The organism is Aeoliella fuhlenseeensis (assembly GCF_052161615.1).
Taxonomy (GTDB): domain Bacteria; phylum Planctomycetota; class Planctomycetia; order Pirellulales; family Lacipirellulaceae; genus Aeoliella.
The window spans coordinates 1,043,003-1,063,315 of the sequence record NZ_CP197417.1 but is presented as its reverse complement, the minus strand read 5'-3'; the positions used below and the strand labels follow the sequence as shown (position 1 = coordinate 1,063,315).

The 20,313-nt window shown below is 60.4% G+C and carries 18 protein-coding genes; 3 read left to right on the top strand and 15 right to left on the bottom strand.

Annotated elements, in window-relative coordinates; translation table 11 throughout:
- Nucleotides 1-11: 11 nt before the first annotated feature.
- Entirely contained in the window at nucleotides 12-269 is a 258-nt protein-coding gene (locus SH292x_RS04255; protein ID WP_442484340.1) for a hypothetical protein, read from the top strand.
- 99 nt (nucleotides 270-368) lie between these two features.
- Here SH292x_RS04255 and proB read toward each other — a convergent pair whose 3' ends face one another.
- The 4 genes from proB to SH292x_RS04235 all read right to left on the bottom strand — a co-directional run bounded on the left by proB (nucleotide 369) and on the right by SH292x_RS04235 (nucleotide 4,608).
- A complete protein-coding gene (gene proB / locus SH292x_RS04250; protein ID WP_442484339.1) occupies nucleotides 369-1,523 on the bottom strand; it encodes a glutamate 5-kinase in 1,155 nt (384 codons plus the stop codon).
- Nucleotides 1,524-1,569: 46 nt separating this feature from the next.
- Nucleotides 1,570-1,881 (bottom strand): putative quinol monooxygenase, encoded by a 312-nt coding sequence (locus tag SH292x_RS04245; protein ID WP_442484338.1) that lies wholly within the window; start codon nucleotides 1,879-1,881, stop codon nucleotides 1,570-1,572.
- Nucleotides 1,882-2,047: 166 nt separating this feature from the next.
- Complete coding sequence (locus SH292x_RS04240; RefSeq protein WP_442484337.1) at nucleotides 2,048-3,202, bottom strand: PDZ domain-containing protein; 1,155 nt, start codon at nucleotides 3,200-3,202, stop codon at nucleotides 2,048-2,050.
- The gene (locus tag SH292x_RS04235; RefSeq protein ID WP_442484336.1) at nucleotides 3,199-4,608 is read right to left on the bottom strand and encodes a trypsin-like peptidase domain-containing protein; all 1,410 of its coding nucleotides are present in this window, start codon (nucleotides 4,606-4,608) and stop codon (nucleotides 3,199-3,201) included. Before SH292x_RS04235 ends, SH292x_RS04240 begins: the two co-directional genes overlap by 4 nt.
- A 296-nt stretch (nucleotides 4,609-4,904) precedes the next feature.
- On the opposite strand from SH292x_RS04235, the gene lexA reads away from it, so the two are divergent.
- Nucleotides 4,905-5,504: a transcriptional repressor LexA gene (gene lexA, locus SH292x_RS04230; protein ID WP_442484335.1), complete on the top strand. Its 600-nt coding sequence runs from the start codon at nucleotides 4,905-4,907 to the stop codon at nucleotides 5,502-5,504.
- A 404-nt stretch (nucleotides 5,505-5,908) separates the two neighbouring features.
- Here the strand turns inward: lexA and SH292x_RS04225 are convergent, their stop codons facing one another.
- The 4 genes from SH292x_RS04225 to SH292x_RS04210 form a co-directional block, all read right to left on the bottom strand.
- A complete protein-coding gene (locus SH292x_RS04225) occupies nucleotides 5,909-7,264 on the bottom strand; it encodes a sigma-54-dependent transcriptional regulator (protein WP_442485846.1) in 1,356 nt (451 codons plus the stop codon).
- A 102-nt stretch (nucleotides 7,265-7,366) separates the two neighbouring features.
- Nucleotides 7,367-9,001 (bottom strand): ATP-binding protein, encoded by a 1,635-nt coding sequence (locus SH292x_RS04220; protein WP_442484334.1) that lies wholly within the window; start codon nucleotides 8,999-9,001, stop codon nucleotides 7,367-7,369.
- A gap of 233 nt (nucleotides 9,002-9,234) precedes the next feature.
- On the bottom strand, nucleotides 9,235-10,416 hold the full coding sequence (locus SH292x_RS04215; protein ID WP_442484333.1) for an LptF/LptG family permease: 1,182 nt from the start codon (nucleotides 10,414-10,416) through the stop codon (nucleotides 9,235-9,237).
- 114 nt (nucleotides 10,417-10,530) lie between these two features.
- Nucleotides 10,531-11,727, bottom strand: a complete 1,197-nt coding sequence (locus SH292x_RS04210; RefSeq protein ID WP_442484332.1) for a PP2C family protein-serine/threonine phosphatase — start codon at nucleotides 11,725-11,727, stop codon at nucleotides 10,531-10,533.
- A 235-nt stretch (nucleotides 11,728-11,962) separates the two neighbouring features.
- Here SH292x_RS04210 and SH292x_RS04205 point away from each other — a divergent pair, with 235 nt between their 5' ends.
- Nucleotides 11,963-12,571 carry a PEGA domain-containing protein gene (locus tag SH292x_RS04205; RefSeq protein ID WP_442484331.1) on the top strand — a complete coding sequence of 203 codons (609 nt, stop codon included), beginning with the start codon at nucleotides 11,963-11,965 and terminating at the stop codon, nucleotides 12,569-12,571.
- A gap of 84 nt (nucleotides 12,572-12,655) precedes the next feature.
- On the opposite strand, the gene SH292x_RS04200 is transcribed toward SH292x_RS04205, so the two are convergent.
- The 7 genes from SH292x_RS04200 to SH292x_RS04170 form a co-directional block, all read right to left on the bottom strand.
- A complete protein-coding gene (locus tag SH292x_RS04200) occupies nucleotides 12,656-13,816 on the bottom strand; it encodes an MlaD family protein (RefSeq protein WP_442484330.1) in 1,161 nt (386 codons plus the stop codon).
- 134 nt (nucleotides 13,817-13,950) lie between these two features.
- Complete coding sequence (locus tag SH292x_RS04195; RefSeq protein WP_442484329.1) at nucleotides 13,951-14,808, bottom strand: ABC transporter ATP-binding protein; 858 nt, start codon at nucleotides 14,806-14,808, stop codon at nucleotides 13,951-13,953.
- Complete coding sequence (locus SH292x_RS04190) at nucleotides 14,805-15,665, bottom strand: MlaE family ABC transporter permease (RefSeq protein ID WP_442484328.1); 861 nt, start codon at nucleotides 15,663-15,665, stop codon at nucleotides 14,805-14,807. The genes SH292x_RS04195 and SH292x_RS04190 overlap by 4 nt, the downstream gene beginning before the upstream one ends.
- Before the next feature lie 904 nt (nucleotides 15,666-16,569).
- On the bottom strand, nucleotides 16,570-17,181 hold the full coding sequence (locus tag SH292x_RS04185; protein ID WP_442484327.1) for a DUF4394 domain-containing protein: 612 nt from the start codon (nucleotides 17,179-17,181) through the stop codon (nucleotides 16,570-16,572).
- 847 nt (nucleotides 17,182-18,028) lie between these two features.
- Complete coding sequence (locus SH292x_RS04180; protein WP_442484326.1) at nucleotides 18,029-19,354, bottom strand: class I SAM-dependent methyltransferase; 1,326 nt, start codon at nucleotides 19,352-19,354, stop codon at nucleotides 18,029-18,031.
- 316 nt (nucleotides 19,355-19,670) lie between these two features.
- Nucleotides 19,671-20,099, bottom strand: a complete 429-nt coding sequence (locus SH292x_RS04175) for a type II toxin-antitoxin system VapC family toxin (RefSeq protein ID WP_442484325.1) — start codon at nucleotides 20,097-20,099, stop codon at nucleotides 19,671-19,673.
- On the bottom strand, nucleotides 20,086-20,307 hold the full coding sequence (locus SH292x_RS04170) for a hypothetical protein (RefSeq protein ID WP_442484324.1): 222 nt from the start codon (nucleotides 20,305-20,307) through the stop codon (nucleotides 20,086-20,088). The genes SH292x_RS04175 and SH292x_RS04170 overlap by 14 nt, the downstream gene beginning before the upstream one ends.
- Nucleotides 20,308-20,313 lie beyond the last annotated feature (6 nt).

Here is a 20,313-nt window from a genome sequence, read left to right as displayed (position 1 = left end):
GGATCCAAACCATGGTTTACCTTTCACCGCGGAACGAACAACGGCTTCGTGACCTCGTCGCGACGGGCCGCTATCGGTCCGAAGACGAAGTGGTAACTGCGGCGCTCCAGGCGCTGCGAGTCAAGCTATTGATCGAACACGAAGCGAATTTAGCGGCAGGCTCGCGCAACCTCTCCCTTGAGAAGTGCCTGAAAGCATTTGATGCGTGGTCGCCTTGTACTCGTTCGAACAATCGACTCATGGATGACAGTCGCGAGTCGATCTGCTGACCTTCAACACAGCCGACTTCGCACGGTATGACGAAATTCGGGCCGTGCATCCCTACGAAGTGATCGCCGGGCGGGCGTTGGAGTCGGCCGAGTAACCGCCTAACCCACCAGCGCCAAGTTGTCGCGATGCACCACCTCGGTGTAGGGGCGATGCCCTAACAGCTCGGCGATTTGCTCCGCCTTCGCGCCGGCGATTTTTAAGAGCTCGGTCGACGAGTAGTTCGTCAGCCCGCGAGCAATTTCGCGCCCTTCGGAGTTGTCGATCGCGACGGCGTCTCCTTTGACGAACTCGCCCACGACTTGCGTCACGCCGACCGCCAACAGGCTGCTGCCACGTTCGCATACCGCCTTGGCGGCACCGGCGTCGACCACCAAGCGACCCGCGCAGCGGGCTGCCGCGCCGATCCACCGCTTGCGTGACGTCGTGCCGGCACCGGAGCCAACGACCAGCGTCCCCACGTCCTTGCCGGCGAGGATGTCGAGCAGCACTCCGGCACGGCGACCGCTGGCGATCACCACGCTCTCGCCGGCTGAAGCCACTAGCTTCGCGGCTTCGAGCTTGCTCTGCATGCCACCGACGCTCAGTTGCGGGCCGGTTTGATGCGCGGCGACGCCAGGACGTACGAGGCTGCCGGTCGTGGTAGTCGACAGGTCGATCTCGGGGATCACTACCTTCTCGGTGTCGGTCGAAGCCGCCGCGTCGTACACGCCTTCGACGTCCGACAATAGGATCAACAAGTTGGCGCGGAGCAAGTTGGCGACCATCGCCGCGAGCCGGTCGTTGTCGCCAAAGCTCCGCTGCAACTCGTCGACCCGCACCGCGTCGTTTTCGTTGACGATTGGCACCGCGCCGAGTTGAAACAATGCGAACAAGGTGTTGCGGACGTTCAGGTATCGCGCGCGGTCGTTGAAGTCGTCGGCCGTCAGCAATACCTGCGCGGCGTGGCGGCCGTGCTTCTCCAGCGCGCGGTTGTAGGCCTCGATCAGACAGCTCTGCCCCACGCTTGCCACGGCCTGGAGTTCGGCGAGGTCCTTGGGCCGCTCGGTGAGCTTCAGCCGCCCGATGCCTGCACCCACCGCGCCGCTACTCACGAGCAGCACGCGGCGCCCACTACTGGTGATCTGCGCGAGTTGATCGGCGAGCGACGCCACACGGTCGAGGTCCAGGTTGCCGGTGGGACCAGTGAGCACGCGCGTGCCCACTTTCACCACCACGGTGTCGGCAGCATCGGCGATCGATTGACGCGAAGGCATGGGCAAGGTCGTCCCTGAACCAAGAAGTGGCGGCTACTGTGGCGAACTAAACGTTCGGTTCAAGCACTTGAATCGAAATGCCAGTGATCACGTCCCCCATCGAGTTACGGAACGCTTCCATGTGCGGAGCGGCGAGGTGCGCCTCGAGCGCCGGGATGCTCTCCCACTTTTCGACCACCGTCACCACGTCGTCGCGAAGGGAGACTTGCGCCGCAATCGGCGTGGCGATGTCGACCGCCGTGCCGTACTCGATGCAACCGTCCTCGGCATGCACCTCGGGGGCGAGCTTCTTGAAAGCCGCGATCAATTCGTCGCGTTTGCCGGGCTGGGTCGTAATCGTGGCGATGACGTGGATCAACGTAAGGTCCTCCGGCCGGGATGAAACGGGATCGTTTCGCGGCGTACTGGGTGCAGACGGATTTCGCAGTGCTCCCCCGCTGGCGGCACTGGACACGCAATTAGAACCGATGCAGCCCCGTGATCAATGGGCCGCCGGGTGAGTGGGATCTAGCGGGCGAAAGCGCTTACTCGGCCGCTTCTTGACGTACTTCTTGAGCCTCGGGCTGCGGCTCGGGCTTTGGCTGGTCCTCGGGCACCTCGGCAGGGGCCAGATTTCCCGACATCAGATCGTAGAACCGCGTGATCGCGACGTTCGCGGGGATCGCGTAGCTCTCGGTTCGGCCGCTGCGTGCGATGTTGAAGCCAACGACGCGGCCTTCGAGATCCACCAGGGGACCCCCGCAATCATTCGGCCGCAGCACGGTGTCGTGCTGGAACGCGGCGTCGAACCCGAAGCGCCGCTTGCTCAGTTCACTCCCCAGATTGTTCTGCATCTCGCTACGATCGTTGGGCATACCTGCGACTTGCGGCGTGAGTACGGCCTGCAGTGTCAGCCGCTCGCCATCACGCTCGACCTCGAAGCCGATCACATCGCCAGCGGTGTACTTACCGAGCAGGCGGAACAATCCTTCGCGTGTCTTCACTTTCTCTTCGTTGATCTCCACGATCACGTCGTTCACTTGCAAGCCGCACGTCTCCGCGGCCGACCCCTCGTACACGAGGGCCACGCGTGGTTCATTGACGTTCATGTCGAGTTGGATCCCAAGCCAACCGCGCTGCGGACGAATCTTCCGCGTATCGACCGCCACGATGCCCACCGCCACGGGATCGCGTGCGGGTGCAACGGTTGCAACCCACTCGCCTACCGCGGCGTCGTCGTCGCGCTTGAGGCTCAGCACCGGTAGCTCCTTGGCTTCCATCTTCAGCATCGCCATGTCGTACGCCTTATCGATGCCCACCACGCGGGCATCGAACTCACGGCCGTCCTTGAGCTTGCATGAAACGGGGCCTTTCAACTCGTCAGCCTTCGTGATCACCCAACCATCGGTGCCGACAATGCCGCCGAGCGCCACCTGCTTGCCACCGACGCGAACAGAAACCGTTGCTTCGGCCGCTTCGTCCACCGTGTCGCGGAACGCCGAGCGGACTTGCGGGCCATCGCTGAGGCTCGACGTGGGGATCATCACCCGCTGCATCGCGTTGCGAAACGCATCGCGGGCCTGATCGAGTGGATCGGGAGTGTTCGGCTCCTGCGCCATCGCCACGGGCATAGCGAACAGTGTCGCGATCACCGCCAAAAGTTGCCAACACCATTTATAGTTGCTTGCGGGCATGCTCATGACCGTTGTTCCTTCTCGTTCGATCCCTTTTTGGGCAGGTCGGCGCTTCCGGGCAGGGGCTGCTGAATCTGTGCGAGCTGCACTTCGACCTCCAGCTTCTCGTCGCCACGCTCGACCTCTAGTTTGATCGACTTACGTGCTTCGTTGGAGTAAACCAAGTCCACCAGGGCGTCAAAATTCTTCACCGGTTTGCCGTTGAACGAGCGGATCACGTCGCCTACTTTCAACCCGGCCCGATCGGCTGGCATGCCGGGGAACACTTGCGACAGGCGGCAATCGGCCGCCTTGGGATTGCCGGTGACGCCGAGCAGCGGTCGGGCTTCGACTTCGGCCTGCCCACCCAGCGGCGAGCCCCACGACTCGCCAGCAACCAAGCGGTCCCAGGTGTCGTGGTAGGTGCCAATAGGGACATGGAAGTTGTCGGTGATGCGGCGGCCAATACGGCTATTGATGCCAACCACTTCGCCATGCATGTTGAACAGCGGCCCGCCCGAGTCGCCACCCACCAGGGTGCAATCGGTGCAGATGACGTCGTCGTTCGAGAACAGCACGCGGCCCAGTCGTACAGGCGGAGTTCGGTCCGGATCGAAACCACCAGGGTGGCTCATCACAACGACCCATTCGCCGGTTTCGAGTTCGTTCTTCTTCGCGAGCTTCACGTAAGGCCAAGGACCGGGATCGGTGATCTGCATCATGCCACTATCGATCTCGCGGAACATGCCGAGCGTCTTGCCACGGGCCATCTTGCCATCGGCGAAGATGAACACCACGTCTTCGCCAGGCTTCCCGACCACATGCCCGGCGGTTAGCACCAAACCATCGGGGCTCACGATCACCGCGCTACCAAACGCCTGCCCCACGCGAACCGACACTACCGCGGGGTCCACGTGCTTGATGACACGCTGCGTTTGTTCTTGAATGACTTTCAGGTCCGCGACGTTCCGCGGATAACGCCGCTCGAGCACCTTCTCGATTTCGTCGTTCCATTCGACGGGCGTGAACTCAGGCTCCGCGGGCTTCTTATCCGAGTCGTCGCCCTTCGTGTCTTCTTTTGCGTCGGCGTCCTTGCTGCTTTTGGCTCCCTCTTCGGCCTCTTCGTCGGCCTTGGGCTCCGGATTCTCTTGAGGCTCGCCGTCTTTCTGAGGCTCCTCGCCCTTCTGGGGCTTCGCCGTGGCCTTCGGCTCTTCGCGGTCCTTCTTCTCCTGCTCGGACTTACTGTCCTGTTGAGGCTCGGAAGATTCTTCCGCGGATTCCTTCTCAGGTTCTCCGGTTTCCTCCGGTTGTACCGCCGGCGGCTCAGGCGAACCCTCGGGTGGCGATTCCTGCGCCCAGCCGGTGGGGGCAAGCTGGAGTGAACTCCAGAGCAAAACAACTACGGCAACCGCGGGGCACAGGCTCCATCTCATCGCTTCGAACTCCAACAGAATCGCGTGCGGGGCGGGGTAAGATGCGGGAATTTTAGCGCCCCGCAGTGTGCGGGACAAACCGTGGTGGCAAGAAAAATTACGGAGAAATTTCGCGGCAGTACTTGTTATGTACACCCGTATATAGTAAACTAACTGACAGACGAAAGTCCGTGGCGGGCCGCCTCCCCACCCTCGGGGGGCTCCCCGGAACCCTAAGTTTAATCGGTTGGCCCCCAGAATCCTACACACGGCCGCTGAAATTTCATTCACCCCTAGTCCCAAAGGACCGCCTCACCATGGTGTTCGATCGCCTCACTTCCCGTCAGAAGGAAATTTTCGATTTTATCGAGGACAAGATCCGCAACCGCGGGTACGGGCCTACCGTCCGGGAAATTGGCGAGCATTTTGAGATCGCCTCGCCCAACGGCGTTATGTGCCACCTCAAGGCCCTGGAAAAGAAGGGCATTATCCACCGCGAACCTGGCATGTCGCGGGCCATCCAGCTCTCGGCCGAAGTGATTGCCCACCGTGGCATCCCGCTGGTGGGCCAAATTGCCGCCGGTAGCCTGGCCGAAGCCATCGAGCAGGCCGAGCGTTTTGAGTTCGAGGACTGGTTCCCCGCCAAGAAGACCCAGTTCGCCCTCAAAGTGAAGGGCGACTCGATGATCGAGGCCCAGATCGCCGATGGCGACATCGTCCTGTGCCGCAAGGCCCGCACCGCCCACAAGGGCGACATCGTGGTCGCGATGACCGACGAAGGCGAAGCCACCCTGAAGTACTGGTTCCCCGAAGCGAACCGCGTTCGCCTGCAACCAGCCAACAGCAGCATGAAGCCGATCTACGTCAAGGACGCTCAGGTCCTCGGCATCGTCACCGGCGTCATTCGCCGCCTGTAAAAGCGCGAGTTCGTTGCTGTGACAAATTCAAACTCGCCGCTGGTCTCCTCCGTTGAGACCAGCGGCGAGCTTTTTGTAGGTAGGTCAACTTCGCAGCACTGGCGTGACAGTCAACTGGAAGTCAGCCATCTTGCCGCAAGTCAGTGGTGGGACGCGGATAGACAAAGACGGAAGGAATGAAATCGGTAGGGCCACGATTGGATGAACAGAAGGGAACGAAGACAATGAAGAAGAGAAGGAATGATAGTCATCGCCGATGTTCTATTAGCGAAGATTAGCGTGGATTCGTGTTCCAAGGAACCTTCTCCCTTTTCTCCTTTCCACTATCCGTGTTTCATCCGTGCCCATCCGTGGCTAAAAATTCGCTCTCAATGACTCAGCGACGGATCGTTCGCAAATCGCGGCTACGCCGACTTATCCAGCGCGCTTTCCTGGTTCAGCTTGTTGTAAAGCGTCTTTAGGCTCACGCCCAACTCTTCTGCGGCCTTCGGCTTGTTGCCGGCGTGGCGTTCGAGGGCTTGGTGGATGGCTTCCATTTCTAAGTCCCGAAGCGTCATCGGGGCCAGCTGTGGCTTCGCACCGCCCGTGAGCTGGCGGCGATTGAAGTGCTGCGGCAGATGCTCGGCACCAATCGGCCCCGCGTCGCACAAGATCGTGGCGTGTTCGATCACGTTCGCGAGCTCCCGAACATTCCCCGGCCACACGTGTGCCTTGAGGGCATCGATCGCGCCAGCCGACAGTTCGTGATCGAACGCCTTGCCACCTGGCCGAAACCGACGCAGCAGGTGCGCGGCCAGTTGCGGAATGTCGTCGATGCGTTCGCGGAGCGAGGGCAGGTGGATTTCGAACGTGTTGATGCGGTACATCAGGTCTTCGCGGAACTCTTCCTCGGCGACCATCTCTTCCAGGTTGCGATGCGTCGCGCAGACGACGCGGACATCGACCTTCACCGTCTTGTTTTCACCCACGCGGCGAATCTCGCGGCTTTCCAGCACTCGCAGGAGTTTCGCCTGCATGCTCTTGGGAAGTTCGCCAATCTCGTCGAGGAAGATCGTCCCGCCGGTCGCCACTTCGAACAGGCCCACCCGATGATCGTCGGCACCGGTGAACGCACCCTTGGTGTGGCCGAACAGTTCGCTCTCGATCAAACTCTCGGGGAGCGCGCCGCAGTTAATCGCCACGAACGGCTTTCCAGCCCGCGTGCTGTTGTCGTGCACGGCGCGGGCGACAAGCTCTTTGCCCGTACCCGTTTCGCCAAGAATCAGCACCGTCGAATCGGTCGGTGCCACCTTCGTAATCATCGACTGCACCTGCCGCATGGCCCCCGTTTCGCCAATCAGCTTAGGCGATCCTTCCAGGCTATTGAGGCGATGGGCCAGGGCGTAGTACTTGTTCGTCAGCTCGCGTTTGTCCTGAACACGTTTGAGCAAGGCCTCGATCTCGACCAACTTGCACGGCTTCGTCAGGTAATCGAACGCGCCGTGACGCAGCGCGGCAATCGCGGTGTCGGTCGAGCTCTTGCCGGTCAGCACCACCGCTTCGGTGCTCGGCGAAAGTTCCTTCGCCCTTGCGATCACCTGGATGCCATTGAGTCCCGGCATGTCGAGGTCGACCAGGATGCAATCGAAATTATCCTTCTCCAGCGCCGCGACGGCCGTCAAACCATCGGGGCAGACCGTCACGCGATGGCCCATCCGCGGCAGTTCCAACTTCATCAGCTCCTGCAGCGACCGTTCGTCGTCCGCAAACAGCATCGACAACCCTTGAGGTGCATCCGAAGTGATCTTCATGGTCTCGTTCTCTGTATCGATATCCAACTCGCGCGGCATGCAAAATGCCGCCGCGTTTAACTCGTACGACTTCTACGCCGCTTTCCTTCGACCAGCGAGCGTCGACAACGGCAGGGTCACGACGAACTGCGAACCGTGTCCGACGCCCTGGCTCGTGGCCTGAATGTTCCCGCCGTGCTCGTTGACGATGCGGTACGTGATTGACAGTCCGAGTCCGGTTCCTTGCCCACCACGTCGGCGAGTAAAGAATGGCTCGAAAAGATGCTGAATCACTTCGTCGGTCATGCCACAACCATTATCCCGGACGACAATGCGTGCTTCCCCGCCAGCGCGTTCGACCGCCACACACACCTCGCCACCTGCATCCAGGCTGTCGAGGCCGTTGGTGATCAAGTTCAATACAACCTGCTTCATCTCCTGAGGATTGAGGTCGGCGATCACCGGCTCACCCTCTTCCAGCCGCACGTGCTTGTCGTTGTACTTACCAAGGTGCTGCAGCATTTCAATGACGTCGGCCACCAAATCACGCAGTTCGGTCGCGTGCCTTTGCGAGTCGCCCATTCGCGAGAAGTCGAGCAGCTTTTCGGTGATCTGCTTACAGCGGAACGCCTCGCGCTGGATCATGTCGAGATAGCTCAGCACCACCTCGCGCTCAGGAGTGATCTCCAGTTCGCCACTCTCGAACATTTGCTTGACGCGGCTCTCGAGCGACTCGCTACAAAGTGCGATCGACGCCAGTGGATTGTTGATTTCGTGCGCGACGCCCGCAGCCAGGAAGCCGACGCTCGCGAGTTGTTCGCTCCGGACCACTTCGCGAGTTCGCTGTTGGACCTGGCGATCGAGGTCGTCGCGAGTTTCCTGAAAGCGGGTGGTCATGTCGTTCATGGCGACGGCGAGTTCGCCGATTTCGTCGCGACTGTTGATCTCAATGCGATGGGTGAAGTCGCCGGCGGCGACGCGGCGTGACCCTTCCACGAGAATTCCGAGCGGCCGCGAAATGGTTCGGCGGAACACCACCACCGCGAGGATGATCACCATTCCCGACAGCAGAAACGTTACCCAGGCGAGCGGAATCGCCAGGCGGTATTGCGAGCGAACTTCACCCGCCAAATGCTGCAAACGCTCGTGCAAGTGGCTCGGCAGTTCGCCGGCAAGATCGCGGAGCTTGTCGACGTTCATTTCCAGCGAATTAAGATCGTCGTACACCCAGTCTTCAAGAGGCTGCACTTGTTCCATCTGGCTGATCACTTCGACGATCTCGGCAAGCGTGGCCCGCTCGCGCTGATCGTCGCCAATCCGACCTCCCGCGTGCAGGCTGCTTACGTCGAGTCGCTCGCGATACTCGGCGAGCACCAGCGTGAACTCCTCGAACTCTCGTCGGTACTGCTCGCGCAGTAAAGCGAGTTCGGTCCGATCCTCGTCGGTGAGCGAGTCGGGATTCATCAGATTCGTAAGGCCGTCGAACGCAATTTGACCGTTACTGCCGAGACTCTGCCGAGCTTCAGCCAGGATGACCTTGAGATCGCCGACGTGGGCGCTGAGTTGATCGGCAAGAGGCAACTCTTGCGAGCGTGCGTTGAGGCTTTTGACCAAACCCCGATACGCGTACAGGCCGTACAGCGCGGCGCCGAACAGCAAACAAATGCTGACCGCCATCGAGCCCAAGCCGACGCGAAGTTTCAGGCGAATTGGCCAATTCGAAATCAACCGCGACCTCCTTGTCGCTCATTCGTGCGATATAAGCCGCGCACCAGTGCGCTCCAGACGCGACACGCAGGACCCTTCCGTGGGCCCCGCCTTGGGGGGCGAGTCTAACAACCTCCGATGGCCGGGGGCAAGTACAGAATGGCAAAATGCTAGCACCGGCAAGGACCAATTCAGCAATGACCAATGTAAGCTCACTCCTGGGTCATTGGTCCTTCGGTATTGGTCATTTCCACTTAGTGTTTGACCTCTTTGCGCATCAGATAGATGCCAATCAAGAGGAGCACGGCGTTGGCGATCCACAGGCATTGCGGCGCGGCGGAGCCTTTCTTCGCGAGCACCATGCAGCTGTAGAACATCGGGTAATAGATCAGCAGGATCGGCGCGAAGCATGCAAAGAAGCTTGCTAGCATTTCGCCTTTGCGCAGCATCACCGCCACCGGGATTCCCACCGCGGCGAACGCGAGACAGCTAAAGCCATTCGACCAACGGCGATACGGCTCGGAGTAGAACCGATTGAGTCGCCCCTCGGCATTCTGAATCACCTTTTCTTGAGACCGCCACGCGCCATCCGATAGCTCGTCGAAGTCGCCGGTGAGCATCGCAAATGCTGCCTCGGTGCTCATGTCCTGCCGCACCTTGTGGATCGTGTCGAGTTCTTTTGCCTTAGCAGGTCCGATCTCGCCGAGCGAGTAATCGGACGGACTGCGACTTTTGTTTCGCGAGCCGAGCAACTCTTCGAGCGGAAAGACGTACTCCTCCACCCCCGGCGCAACAATGTCGAGCTGCCCCGTAGCATCGGTATCCTGCATGCGAAGTACGAGTTGCCCCGTTTCGACGTTCGCGGCAAACTGCGCCGCACGAGCCGAGACGATGTTGGCGAACTCCTTGCCCTTCTCGCGAATCACGAGCGTGGGCTCGATGAGCGTACGACCTTCGACGCCCTGCACGTGAACGGTGAGATTGCCGTGCTCGAAACTTCCTTTGACGCGAAGCTGCCCGTAGGCGATGGCTTCCATCGACTCGAGGATCACGCGTTCCTGGCCTTGGCGGCCCCAAGAAACCGCGAGGTCGTTGAACCACACCGCGCTGAAGCTAACGAACACCGACAGAATCAGCGTTGGCCAGACCATCACCATCGGCGAGATGCCCATCGACTTGATGGCCACCAGTTCGTTCGACGCCGCCATCCGCCCGTAAATGCCAGTGACCGTGAGCAACAGCGCGCCGGGTAACGTGAACTGCAGCGCCTCGGGCAGGACGTAGGGCGTCAACTGCAACAGTCCGCCCAGCCCCAGGCCAAGGTCCACGGCTTTCTTGCCCAACAGGCCTACGAACATCATCAGTGTCATCACGCCGAGCGTGAGTAGGAACACCTTGAGTAGTTCGCTGAGGACGTATTTCGTGAAGATGCGCACGTCGAGACTCGAAGCGCCAATTGCCGAGAGACCAATTCCGGCGGAAATGTAGCAGGCACGCGGGCAGAGGAAAACGACAGTTCCGCGCGAATGCTAGCAGTCCCCCGGGTGCAGCTAGAACACGCGATGCACGCCCGACTCGTCGGGCTGCGTGCTCCGCACCTGCGCCATCAACGTACGGACGGCTGCGGCGTAGTGTTCGATTGCCTTCGCGGCATCGCCGGCGCTCGCTGCTTGCTGGCAACGCTCGTGAAACGCGGGCCAGTCGATCCCTTTGTACTCGGCGAGCGGCGAGTCCTCTTCCTGCTCGAGCGCCGCGAGTTCCCGGCAAAGCCCCGCCATTTCGACCGCCGACGCGTCAGGATGACTGCGATAGTGGCGATACGGGCCGTTGCCATAAGGTCCGCCGAGTTCCTGCTCCACGGGGGCCGTCGAACCGCCTCCAAACATGCTGCCGAACAGTTTACCCAGCCAACCTTTTTCGCTTGTTCCGCAACAACTATTCGCGTCGCCATTGACCGCACATACGGCGGAATCGTCGCCAGCTACTTGGACCACGATCACCGAAATATTGTCAGGGCCTCCACGGAGGTTCGCCACGTCGACGAGCGTCGCCACTACTTCACTCGGCGACAAACAATCGAGCAGCCCTGCTAGCAAATCGTTATCCACGACGCCCGTCAGCCCATCACTGCAGAGCAGGAACTTGTCGCCGGGGCAAACTTCGTAGGGGCCTTCAAGGTCGACGTTCACCATCACGTGCGGACCGAGCGAACGGGTGATGACGTTCTTCGGAATGCATGCCGGGATGTTCTCGTCCGGCGTGTCGTTCGCCGCCGCCATCTCCCACACCAAGCTGTGGTCGAACGTAAGCTGCTCAAGCTGCCCGCACCGCAAACGATAGACGCGGCTGTCGCCCACGTGTGCTATCAGCGCGGCACGAGGGAGCAGCACCAGGCAACTGCACGTAGTCCCCATGCCGTTGAACTCGGCGGACGACTGCCCTTTGTCGTGGATCAGCTTGTTCGCTTTATGGACCGCTTGGCGGAGCGCCGCGGGTGCTTGGAGCGAACGAAGTTTGTGGTAGGTGTGCGGCACGTTATCCACGGCCAGCTTGCTGGCGAGCTCGCCAGCCGCGTGTGCCCCCATGCCATCGGCGACCATGAAGAAGTGGCCGCGAGACCGCCACTGCTGCTCGTCGCTCACGGCGACGGCGATCGAGTCCTGATTGTTCGCCCGACGCATCCCCACGTCCGACAGCGCAGCCTGCACCACCTCGAAGGTGACGTTATCGCCTGTGGGGTTGGGCATGGGAGAAATCCGACAAAAAGGCGGGTGGGCGTGCTCTTCACTATTCTAGCCAGCCGGCCGGCAAAGTGATAGCGAACTGGTTTGGGACTTCCCGAGGTTCTCGCGAATCCGCCGCGTAGCGCTCGTTTTCGCTGCTAGCAGCAGGGCATTCGCTCTGGAGGACACGCCGCGGCGTCGCTATACTTCGCCGCCCGCTGCGGAAGCCGCAGCCCGCCGCTCGTCCCTTGGCATCGCCATGCAACTCGCTCCTCCCCCAGCTCGCCCGATCCTCTTCCAGCCGTGGCTCGCCAAGCTACTGCTCGTGATGCTCGTTCTGGCATCGGCTTCGGGTTGTGTACGGCGAAGACTCAACGTTCGAAGCAATCCCCCCGGCGCGATGGTGTTTGTCGACAATCAAATGATCGGCACGACTCCTTGCTCGATGGACTTCACCTACTACGGCACGCGCGAGATTCGCCTCGTGAAGTCCGGTTACGAGACTCTCACCGTCAATCAACCCATTCCCACCCCATGGTGGCAAGTTCCGCCGCTCGACTTCTTCAGCGACAACTTTGCCCTCCATAAGATTCGAGACGACCGCACGGTCAGCTTCAATCTCGAACAACAAATGATGCTCCCAGCCGAGGAGATCATTCGACGCGGCGAAGAGCTTCGTAGTCGCACGATGTCGGGCACCGTGCTTCCGACGTCGGGCGAAGTCCCAGTGCCGCCCCTTCCCGTGCAAAGCACGCCGGGTGTGATCACCACCAGCCCCACGATTCCAATGTCTCCGCCCGGTGGTTTTGTCTCACCACCACCAGCGACGTTGCCTCCTCCACCGCCCCCTCAAACTCCGTGGCCCTAGTCTTGTAGCCGATGTCGCCAGACTTCGGGGGCATTCGCTAACGGCCCGCACTCTTGCGAGTCCGGCTACGTGGACTCGTACTCCTTACTTGGTGATGCTCGGATTCAGCGCCCCGCCAATGATGCGGCCTGGCTCGCGGGCAATCTTGTCGGTGAAGATCTTCAGGTTCTCCACAATCTGGTCGACCATCACGCTCCTCACTCGTTCGTTGATGTTGAAGATCAGCACATTGGCGTTCTTCACAAGCAGGTCGACGTCGTCGCTCATCTTTTTGTCACGCACCAATCGGCCCAAGAGGCCTTCGCCCGTGTTCAGCGAGCCGGCGAAGCGTGACATGTCCTTCATCACGATGTCCAGGTTGTCGATCGACGAGATCAGCAGATCCGCGAGTTCCTCGCCCCGCTCGCCAAGGGGCTTGGTGATTCCCTCGATGTTCCGCATGTTGCGATCGGCCGAGGCGATGACGGTGTCGAAGTTCGCCAGCGTCTGCCCTGCTCGCTGAAGCGTGGCCCGCGCGTCCGTGATCAGCTTGGGGAACTCCTCCATCGAGGTTCGCATCTGCTGACGCAATTGTTCGTCGCCAAGCATCTGATCGATGTTGTTCGTCGTGCGGCGGAAGTCCTGCATGGTCAGCGTCGTCTCGTCGATCAACCGGTGCAGGCGATTGTTACCAATGTCGTCGCCAAGGATGACGTTCACTTTCTCGGCAAGCACCGAGATCTTCTCGCCCGCCTCGCCGAGCTTCTCGATGGACGGCCCAATCTTCTGATTGAGTTCTGTAATGGCGGCGAGGGGATCCTCCATCACCGTGCCATCGACCACCGCCCCCGCCAGGATCGGCACTCGCGAATCTGCCGGTGTTTGTGTCTGCGGTGGGTAGCTGGTGCTTCGCGTCACGGGCTTACGAGTGAACGTCACCACCGCGTCGCCCAACAGGCTCGACGGTTCGATCTTCGCCTCGTCGTTCTCGTAAATCCGCACGTCTTCGCGGTCGATGCGAATCCGCAAACGCACGCCATCGTCGGTCCACTCCAGCCCCGCGACGCGACCCACCAGCACGCCGTCCTTGCGAACGGGCGTGTTGACCGCGATGCCGGGAGCGCTTGGCACGTCGAGGAAGATCTCATACCCGCGCGAGCCCCACGGCGACGAAGTCGGATTGTTGGCGATCAATAGCACGCCGAGGAACGTGATGGTGAATAACACCACCATGCCCACCAGCCGTTGCATTCTGCGTTCGTCCATGATCGTTCTCGTATTTTCGTGGTGCAGGTTTGTAGGAGGCCTCTCCGAGGCCGATTTATTACCAAAGCTTTCCAGCAAGTCATCGGGCTCGGAGAGCCCTCCCACAATTCTTCTCTACACCAATCCTTAGCAAGTTATTTTAGGGCCGCGTGCATCCGCGACGATTCGAACTGATCGCGGAGCTCTTGCAGTCGCTCGCCCGCTTCGCCGCGAAGGAACTGTGCCACGCGCTTGTCCGTCGACTTCTTGATGTCGGCGGGCGTCCCATCGAAAATCATCTGCGACTCGCCCTTCGGCAGACGCGGCAGCGGGTACAGCATCACGATGCGGTCCGCCAGCTTAAGAGCGCTCGTCATGTCGTGCGTCACCACGATGCTGGTCACCTTCGACTGCTCGCGCGTGCGGATGATGAGCTCGTTGATCACGTCGCTCATAATCGGGTCGAGTCCCGTGGTCGGTTCGTCGTACAGCACGATCTCGGGCTGCATGATGATCGCCCGAGCGAGTCCTACACGCTTCCGCATACCGCCAGAGAGCTCTGCCGGTCGTTTGACCATCACGCTCGAAGGCAAACCAACGATGGCCAAGGCTTCGCGAACCTGATGGTACGCTTCCTCTTGCCCGATGCTTTGGTGCTCGCGAAGCGGGAACGCCACGTTGTCGGCGATCGTCAGGCTGTCAAAAAGCGCCGCGTTTTGGAACACAAACCCGAATCGCGTGCGGAGCTTCGTCAGCTGTTTGTCGTTCAAACTGTCGAGCGTCTGGCCATCGTAAACCACGTGTCCCGAGGTCGGCGCCACCAGTCCGATGAGCGACTTGAGCAGCACCGTTTTCCCGCAACCGCTCTCACCAATGATCGCCAGCGTTTGGCCACGCGGAACTTCGAGCGTGACGTCGCGGAGCACCGTCTGGCGGCCGAAGCGCACCGTGAGCTGCCGAGCCGTGATCAACGGTTCGTCCTTCGGTTCGCGAGTTTCTTCGAGTTCGCTCACAGTGTTTGTTCCGGCCAGATGAAGTAGTAAAGGTCGTCCAGTGCGATACTCAGCAGTAGGTCGAGAATCAGAATGACGACAAACGACTGCACGAACGCCGCGGTCGAAGCACGCCCCACGCCCTCGGCACCCGGCATGCAGTGGAACCCGCGGTAACAGCTGAGAATCGCAATCGCGGCACCAAAGAACACGCTCTTAAAGATGCCATAACAGAGGTCCCAGTTCGCGTCGGCGTACCGGGCGTTGTTGACGTAATAGAACGAGTCGACACCCAGGATATAAGTGCAATAAAACGCACCACCCACCACGCCCATGAACACCGCCATGATCGTCAGCGAGGGAATCATGAACAAACAAGCCAGGAACCGCGGCACCACCAGGTAGCGTATCGGGTTCGAGCCCATCGCCACGAGGGCGTCGATTTGCTCGGTGACACGCATGGTTCCGAGCTCCGCGGCGATGGAACTTCCCACACGCCCCGCCAGCATGGTCGCCGCTAGCACGGGACCGAGTTCGCGAAACATGGAGCGATTGATCACCGCGCCGAGCTGCGTCTCGAGTCCGAACGCACGGAACTGCGAGTACGATTGCACGGCGAGCACCATGCCGATGAACGTGCCCGTCAGCGCCACCACGGGCAAACTGCGGACGCCGATTTGGTAGAACGCGAACACCAGCGTGTCGCGACGCGGCAAGCGAGTGACCATCCAGAGGAAGGTCTGCCACGCGAACAGCGTGATATCGCCAATCGCCTCGACCCACGCGATGGTAATCTCACCAATGTCGGCAATTCCGTCGGACAACCGACGGAAGAACCCGGGCGTGGAGCGGTCGATGCTAGCAGTACCAGTAGCCATGAAAAGGATTCGCGTTGGGGGGATTAGCGCGAGGCGAAACCACCGCGCAAGCGCGGGACTTCATCTTCCACATCGACCTCCATTACGCTGCCGCTTGAGTAAAGTTTAACGATTAGGCAAGCCGTGCGAGCTAGCATCCCGCTCGCAAATAAAGTCGCACTCGTGCGACTATTTCATTGACTGCGACATTACTCCTTTTGCTCCCTGGAGGAGTTTCGTTGCAAGTTGATTTGCTGCAACGCCTTGCGGAGCGAGCTGGCTGTTCGCCCCGAAGAGTAAAGTCGCAGGGGCAACCCGCAGGTGCGACATTACTCCCCTAGTAGGCCGGATCAAGCTCCGCGCCGATCCGGCGCTTCACGCTGTGCCCCAGCGCGCACCGCGATCCTCCGCCAAACTCCCCGCCTGCCGTTATCCTCTAGTTTTTCAGTTGCCAAAGAACACCCGTCCACTACTTTAGTGAATATGCACATCAGAACACACCCGCAGCGCGCTTTCTAGTCGCTTTCTGGAAAAAAATGTAAATAGTCGCACAACGGAATTAATTCCGTTTTTCCGACATCCACGCCCCGCGGCCCCGTTGCGGTCTCGGCAACGCTCCGGCCTGTGGCGAGCCTGCTGCTCGACCGCTAGGTGGTTTTGGCACGTTTACCCAGGGTAGCCCCCGCGCTCGTGGAACTCGCGTGGGGACAACCCTGGGCTGACATCCGGAACCCCTTCGGGGTAAGTGGGTCGGTCGCGCGAGGCCGACGAGGGACACCGTCGCCACGTTTGGAGGCCAGTATGGTCCGGTGCCGTCCGACCATGAGGAGTTGGCGAAGGTGGGGATGTCGAGGCCTAAAGCCGGACGCGAAACCGCAAGCGGCCGATAGAAAATCGCACGCAGCCATCCACCAGCTGAAGGGCGCTAGCCACCAGTGCCGATCGGAACGGGGCATGCAGAGTGCGCCATCCGGCGAAGGGCCAATCCCAGCATGCCAACGGCAAGCAGTCCGCACGTCGATGGCTCTGGCACGACCGAGAAGGCGAGTGAACTCCCCCGAAAGATCGATGCTCCGACTTGCGTCAGGGCTCCGCTTTGCAAATCGACCTTATAAAGGATGCCATTCCTCCCCAAGCCGTACATCACCCCGTCCTCCGGCCGAGCGGCGAGGTCCACCAGTGGCGTCGTCGTCAATCCGAGGAGCGAGCTACTGGCCAGTTGCTTATCTACCGCGACAAGCTCCCCTCCAGGCGACGTGCCGTAGAGGTTTCCGGCAAGGTCAAACGCCAATCCGAAACTAACGTCATGCGACAATGCACCAACAGGCGTCACTCCTCCCAGCACGGGGTCGATGGTGAAGAGCGTGGTGCTGGACGCCCCGTAGAAAGTCCCATCCGTTGGATCGAGGGCCAGGGTTTCAATCGTGGTACCGCCAATTAATTTCGTCGATGAGATCACCACTTCGCGGTAAGGATCCATCGCCACCAAACTCTTCTCCCCTTCAATGCGATTCGTTAGCTGAACCCCCCATACCATCGAACGCGCGTGCAGCGGGTCGGAGGCCAAATCGAGTACATCGGATGTAATTGTGCCCCCGTGAGGGATGCGAGAGATCAAGCCCCTTGCGCCTGTCGAAACACTGAGCTGATTCAACTCAATCGGATTTCGATTGCCGGAGTCAGTAGCCCACAGTTCCGACGCGCGGGCGGCCTGAGCCAAGCAGAGCGGACTCACGGAAGCGATCGCCCAAACGAGAATCCATCGCAATCGTTCAGTTCGAAAGAACGAGAATGGAAATGGTCCCATGAAGATACCCCCGAATGAAGAGCAAGAGGGCCCGTCCAGTCGAACCCCCAAGGAATCTCGGTTCCCCACCGAAAACTAGAAGAGTACCGCCTGAACCGCAGTTTAACGGAGGAGAAACCGAGATACAAGAAAATCAGGAACTTACGGTAGAAGCCACCTGATCGATGAGCTGTGGGTAGTTCTGGCCTACTCCCCTCCAAGGGGGCCACGCCTCGTCAGGCCACCGTAGCCGGCCGGGTGGCACTCTGCGTCGCTAACCCTTTTCTCAAGTTCTCTGTGATCCGGCTTGCTCGTTGGCTTTGCTTGGTGGATGTCGAAGACGATCAACTGGAATGGTTGGTGCTCGGCTTACCACTGAAGTGAGTGGGGGGAGGCCGTACGCCACTGGAGTGTGTAGAAGACTCCGGGCCCTGACGGGCACGGCTCGATTTGCGGAAGGTGGGGAGTTTTTTGGGGCGCTAGGTAACGGAATGAATTCCATTGTACGGGGTTCACGCCCCCTCTCCCTCGACCCTCACCGGGTCGGGGGAGAGGGGACTTGAGGATACGTAACGGAATGAATTCCGTTGTACGGGGCTCACGCGGCGCGGTAGAGGTCGTCGCGCGTCGGGGGCATGCCGGAGAGGCCTTTGGCCTTGTGTTTGGAGGCGAGTACCTGGAACAGTTTGATCGAACCGGCTTCGAAGCCGCCCGCGGCGCCGGCGAGATACGCGACCCATAGGCGATAGCGTTCGACACCGACGAGCCGGATCGCTTCTTCTTTATTCGCCGACAGGCGTTGGCACCACATGCGAGTCGTGAGGGCGTAGTGCTCGCGCCACGATTCGACGTCTTGGATTTCGAAGCCGGTCTTCTCCAGGAAGTCGGTGGTCATTCCGACCGGCGTGAGTTCGGAGCCGGGGAAGATGTACTTTAGCAGTAGTCGGCGCTCGGGGCGGATGCGCTGCATCGAACGGCGGGAGACTTTCGCTCGCCGGGCGATGGCGTGATTGAGCACGAGGCCTCGGTCGCGGAGCAGCGAGTTGATCTTCTTGAAGTACCGCGGGTAGTTGGCGACGCCGATGTGCTCGGACATGCCGACGCTACAGACTTTGTCGTACGTGCCAACATGATCGGCGTAGTCGCAGATCTGGACACTCACGCGATCTTCGAGCCCAAGTCGCTTGATCTTCGCCACCGTGTAGTCGTGCTGTTCCTGCGAGAGCGTGATGCCGTGGGCGATGGCTCCGTAGTGCTGCGCGGCATGGCAGAGGAGCGCGCCCCAGCCGCAGCCGATGTCGAGCAGTCGGTCGCCCGGCACAAGCCTGAGCTTGCGGCAGATCATGTCGAGTTTGTCGCGCTGCGCCTGGTCGAGTGAGTTGTTGGGGTCTTTAAAGTAGGCACACGTGTAGACCATCTCTTCGCCTAGAAACAGCTCGTAGAACTCGTTGCTGACGTCGTAGTGGAACTGCACGTAGTCCTTGTTATTTCGCCGCTTTTCAACGCGTCCGACCATGTCGTCGCGGAAGTCCTTGCTGACCTCGGAATCTTTGGTTCTGGCAAACAGGAACGGCAGCGCCGCTTTGGCGAGCATCCACTTGCTGATTTTCTTGAGTCGCTCGCGATTGGATCGCGAGGCGCGGAGGGCGGAGGAGATCTCAATGAGATCGCCCCCTTCGAAGGAGACGTGCCCCGTCGCGTACAGGCGGACCAGCGTCTCGAGCGACGGGCGGCGGAGTAGCGAACCGATGACGCCGGGCCCGGAGAACTGAATGAGGTACTTGCCGTCGACGTTGTTGCCGAGCGGGATCACGCTGCCATCCCATAGCTGCACCGACACGTTCATATCCAGCGGCTCGCGGAGTTCGTCGAGCACGCGGCGAATCGACGTCAGTTGCGCGGCGGCAGAAAAAGGGTGTCCCATCCGTGGTCTCTCCAACTTCAAGGGGCAGAAGTATCAAGGGGCAATGGCATCAAGGTGCAAACAACATGGCGTGAGGGTGCGGGCCATGGGCGTTGAAAACGGCTCCGCATCACGAAATCAACGCGGGCACGGCGGACCCGAACCGCCGATCCTAGCAGGTCCACCGCTCAGGGCTCATAGCAATATGGGGGAGAATTGCTGGAAGGAGGGGGCGAAAGAGGCCAATTCTAGGAGAAGTAGCTGAATTTTGGAGAAGTGGCCACTCACGGACCGCGTGGCGGTCCGGCTAGGGTCGCACGGCAGCACGCGGAGAGAACTATGCGTGCAACCAGTCCTCGACCTTTAGTCCGGGAACTTTTTCGAAGTCGCGGAGGTTGGCCGATAGCAGCGTGGCGTTGTGGACTAGGGTAATGGACGCAATTTTGAGGTCCATGGTGCTGATGCGGACCCCAGCGATACGCAGCGATTCGAATTGATCGGCCGCGGGCTCGTCGAAGGGCAGCAGCTCCCATCGACTGAAGAACTGAACGAGACCGGCCAGACGCTTGTAATAGAGCGGCTGGTCGTGGAGGCGTTTGGTACGGGCAATTGCCGCGAGCCAACCACGCATTTGCTCTTCCATAGAGACGACTGTGGTGACTAGAGGTTCGTCGGTAACGAACGACAGCTTCGATTCCAGTAGCTGCGAGAGCTGGTTATCGGGCTGCTCTAAGAATGACAGATGGTCGCTGTCAAGAATGATCATTCTCGCGTGCGATCCTTCTGTCTTCCTCTCGAATCTTGCGTCCTTCTTCGATGATCTCGGCCATGATGGGGTCGCCGGCGAACATGCCGATAGTCGAGCGCCAGTCCTTCTCCGGGGGGAGTTTCTCCCCCGGGAGAAGGCGGCGGGTTAGCTTCGCTACGGCTTCTTCTAGCGCCGCGAGGCGATCTTCTACGGTATTCTCGGCCATGACAGA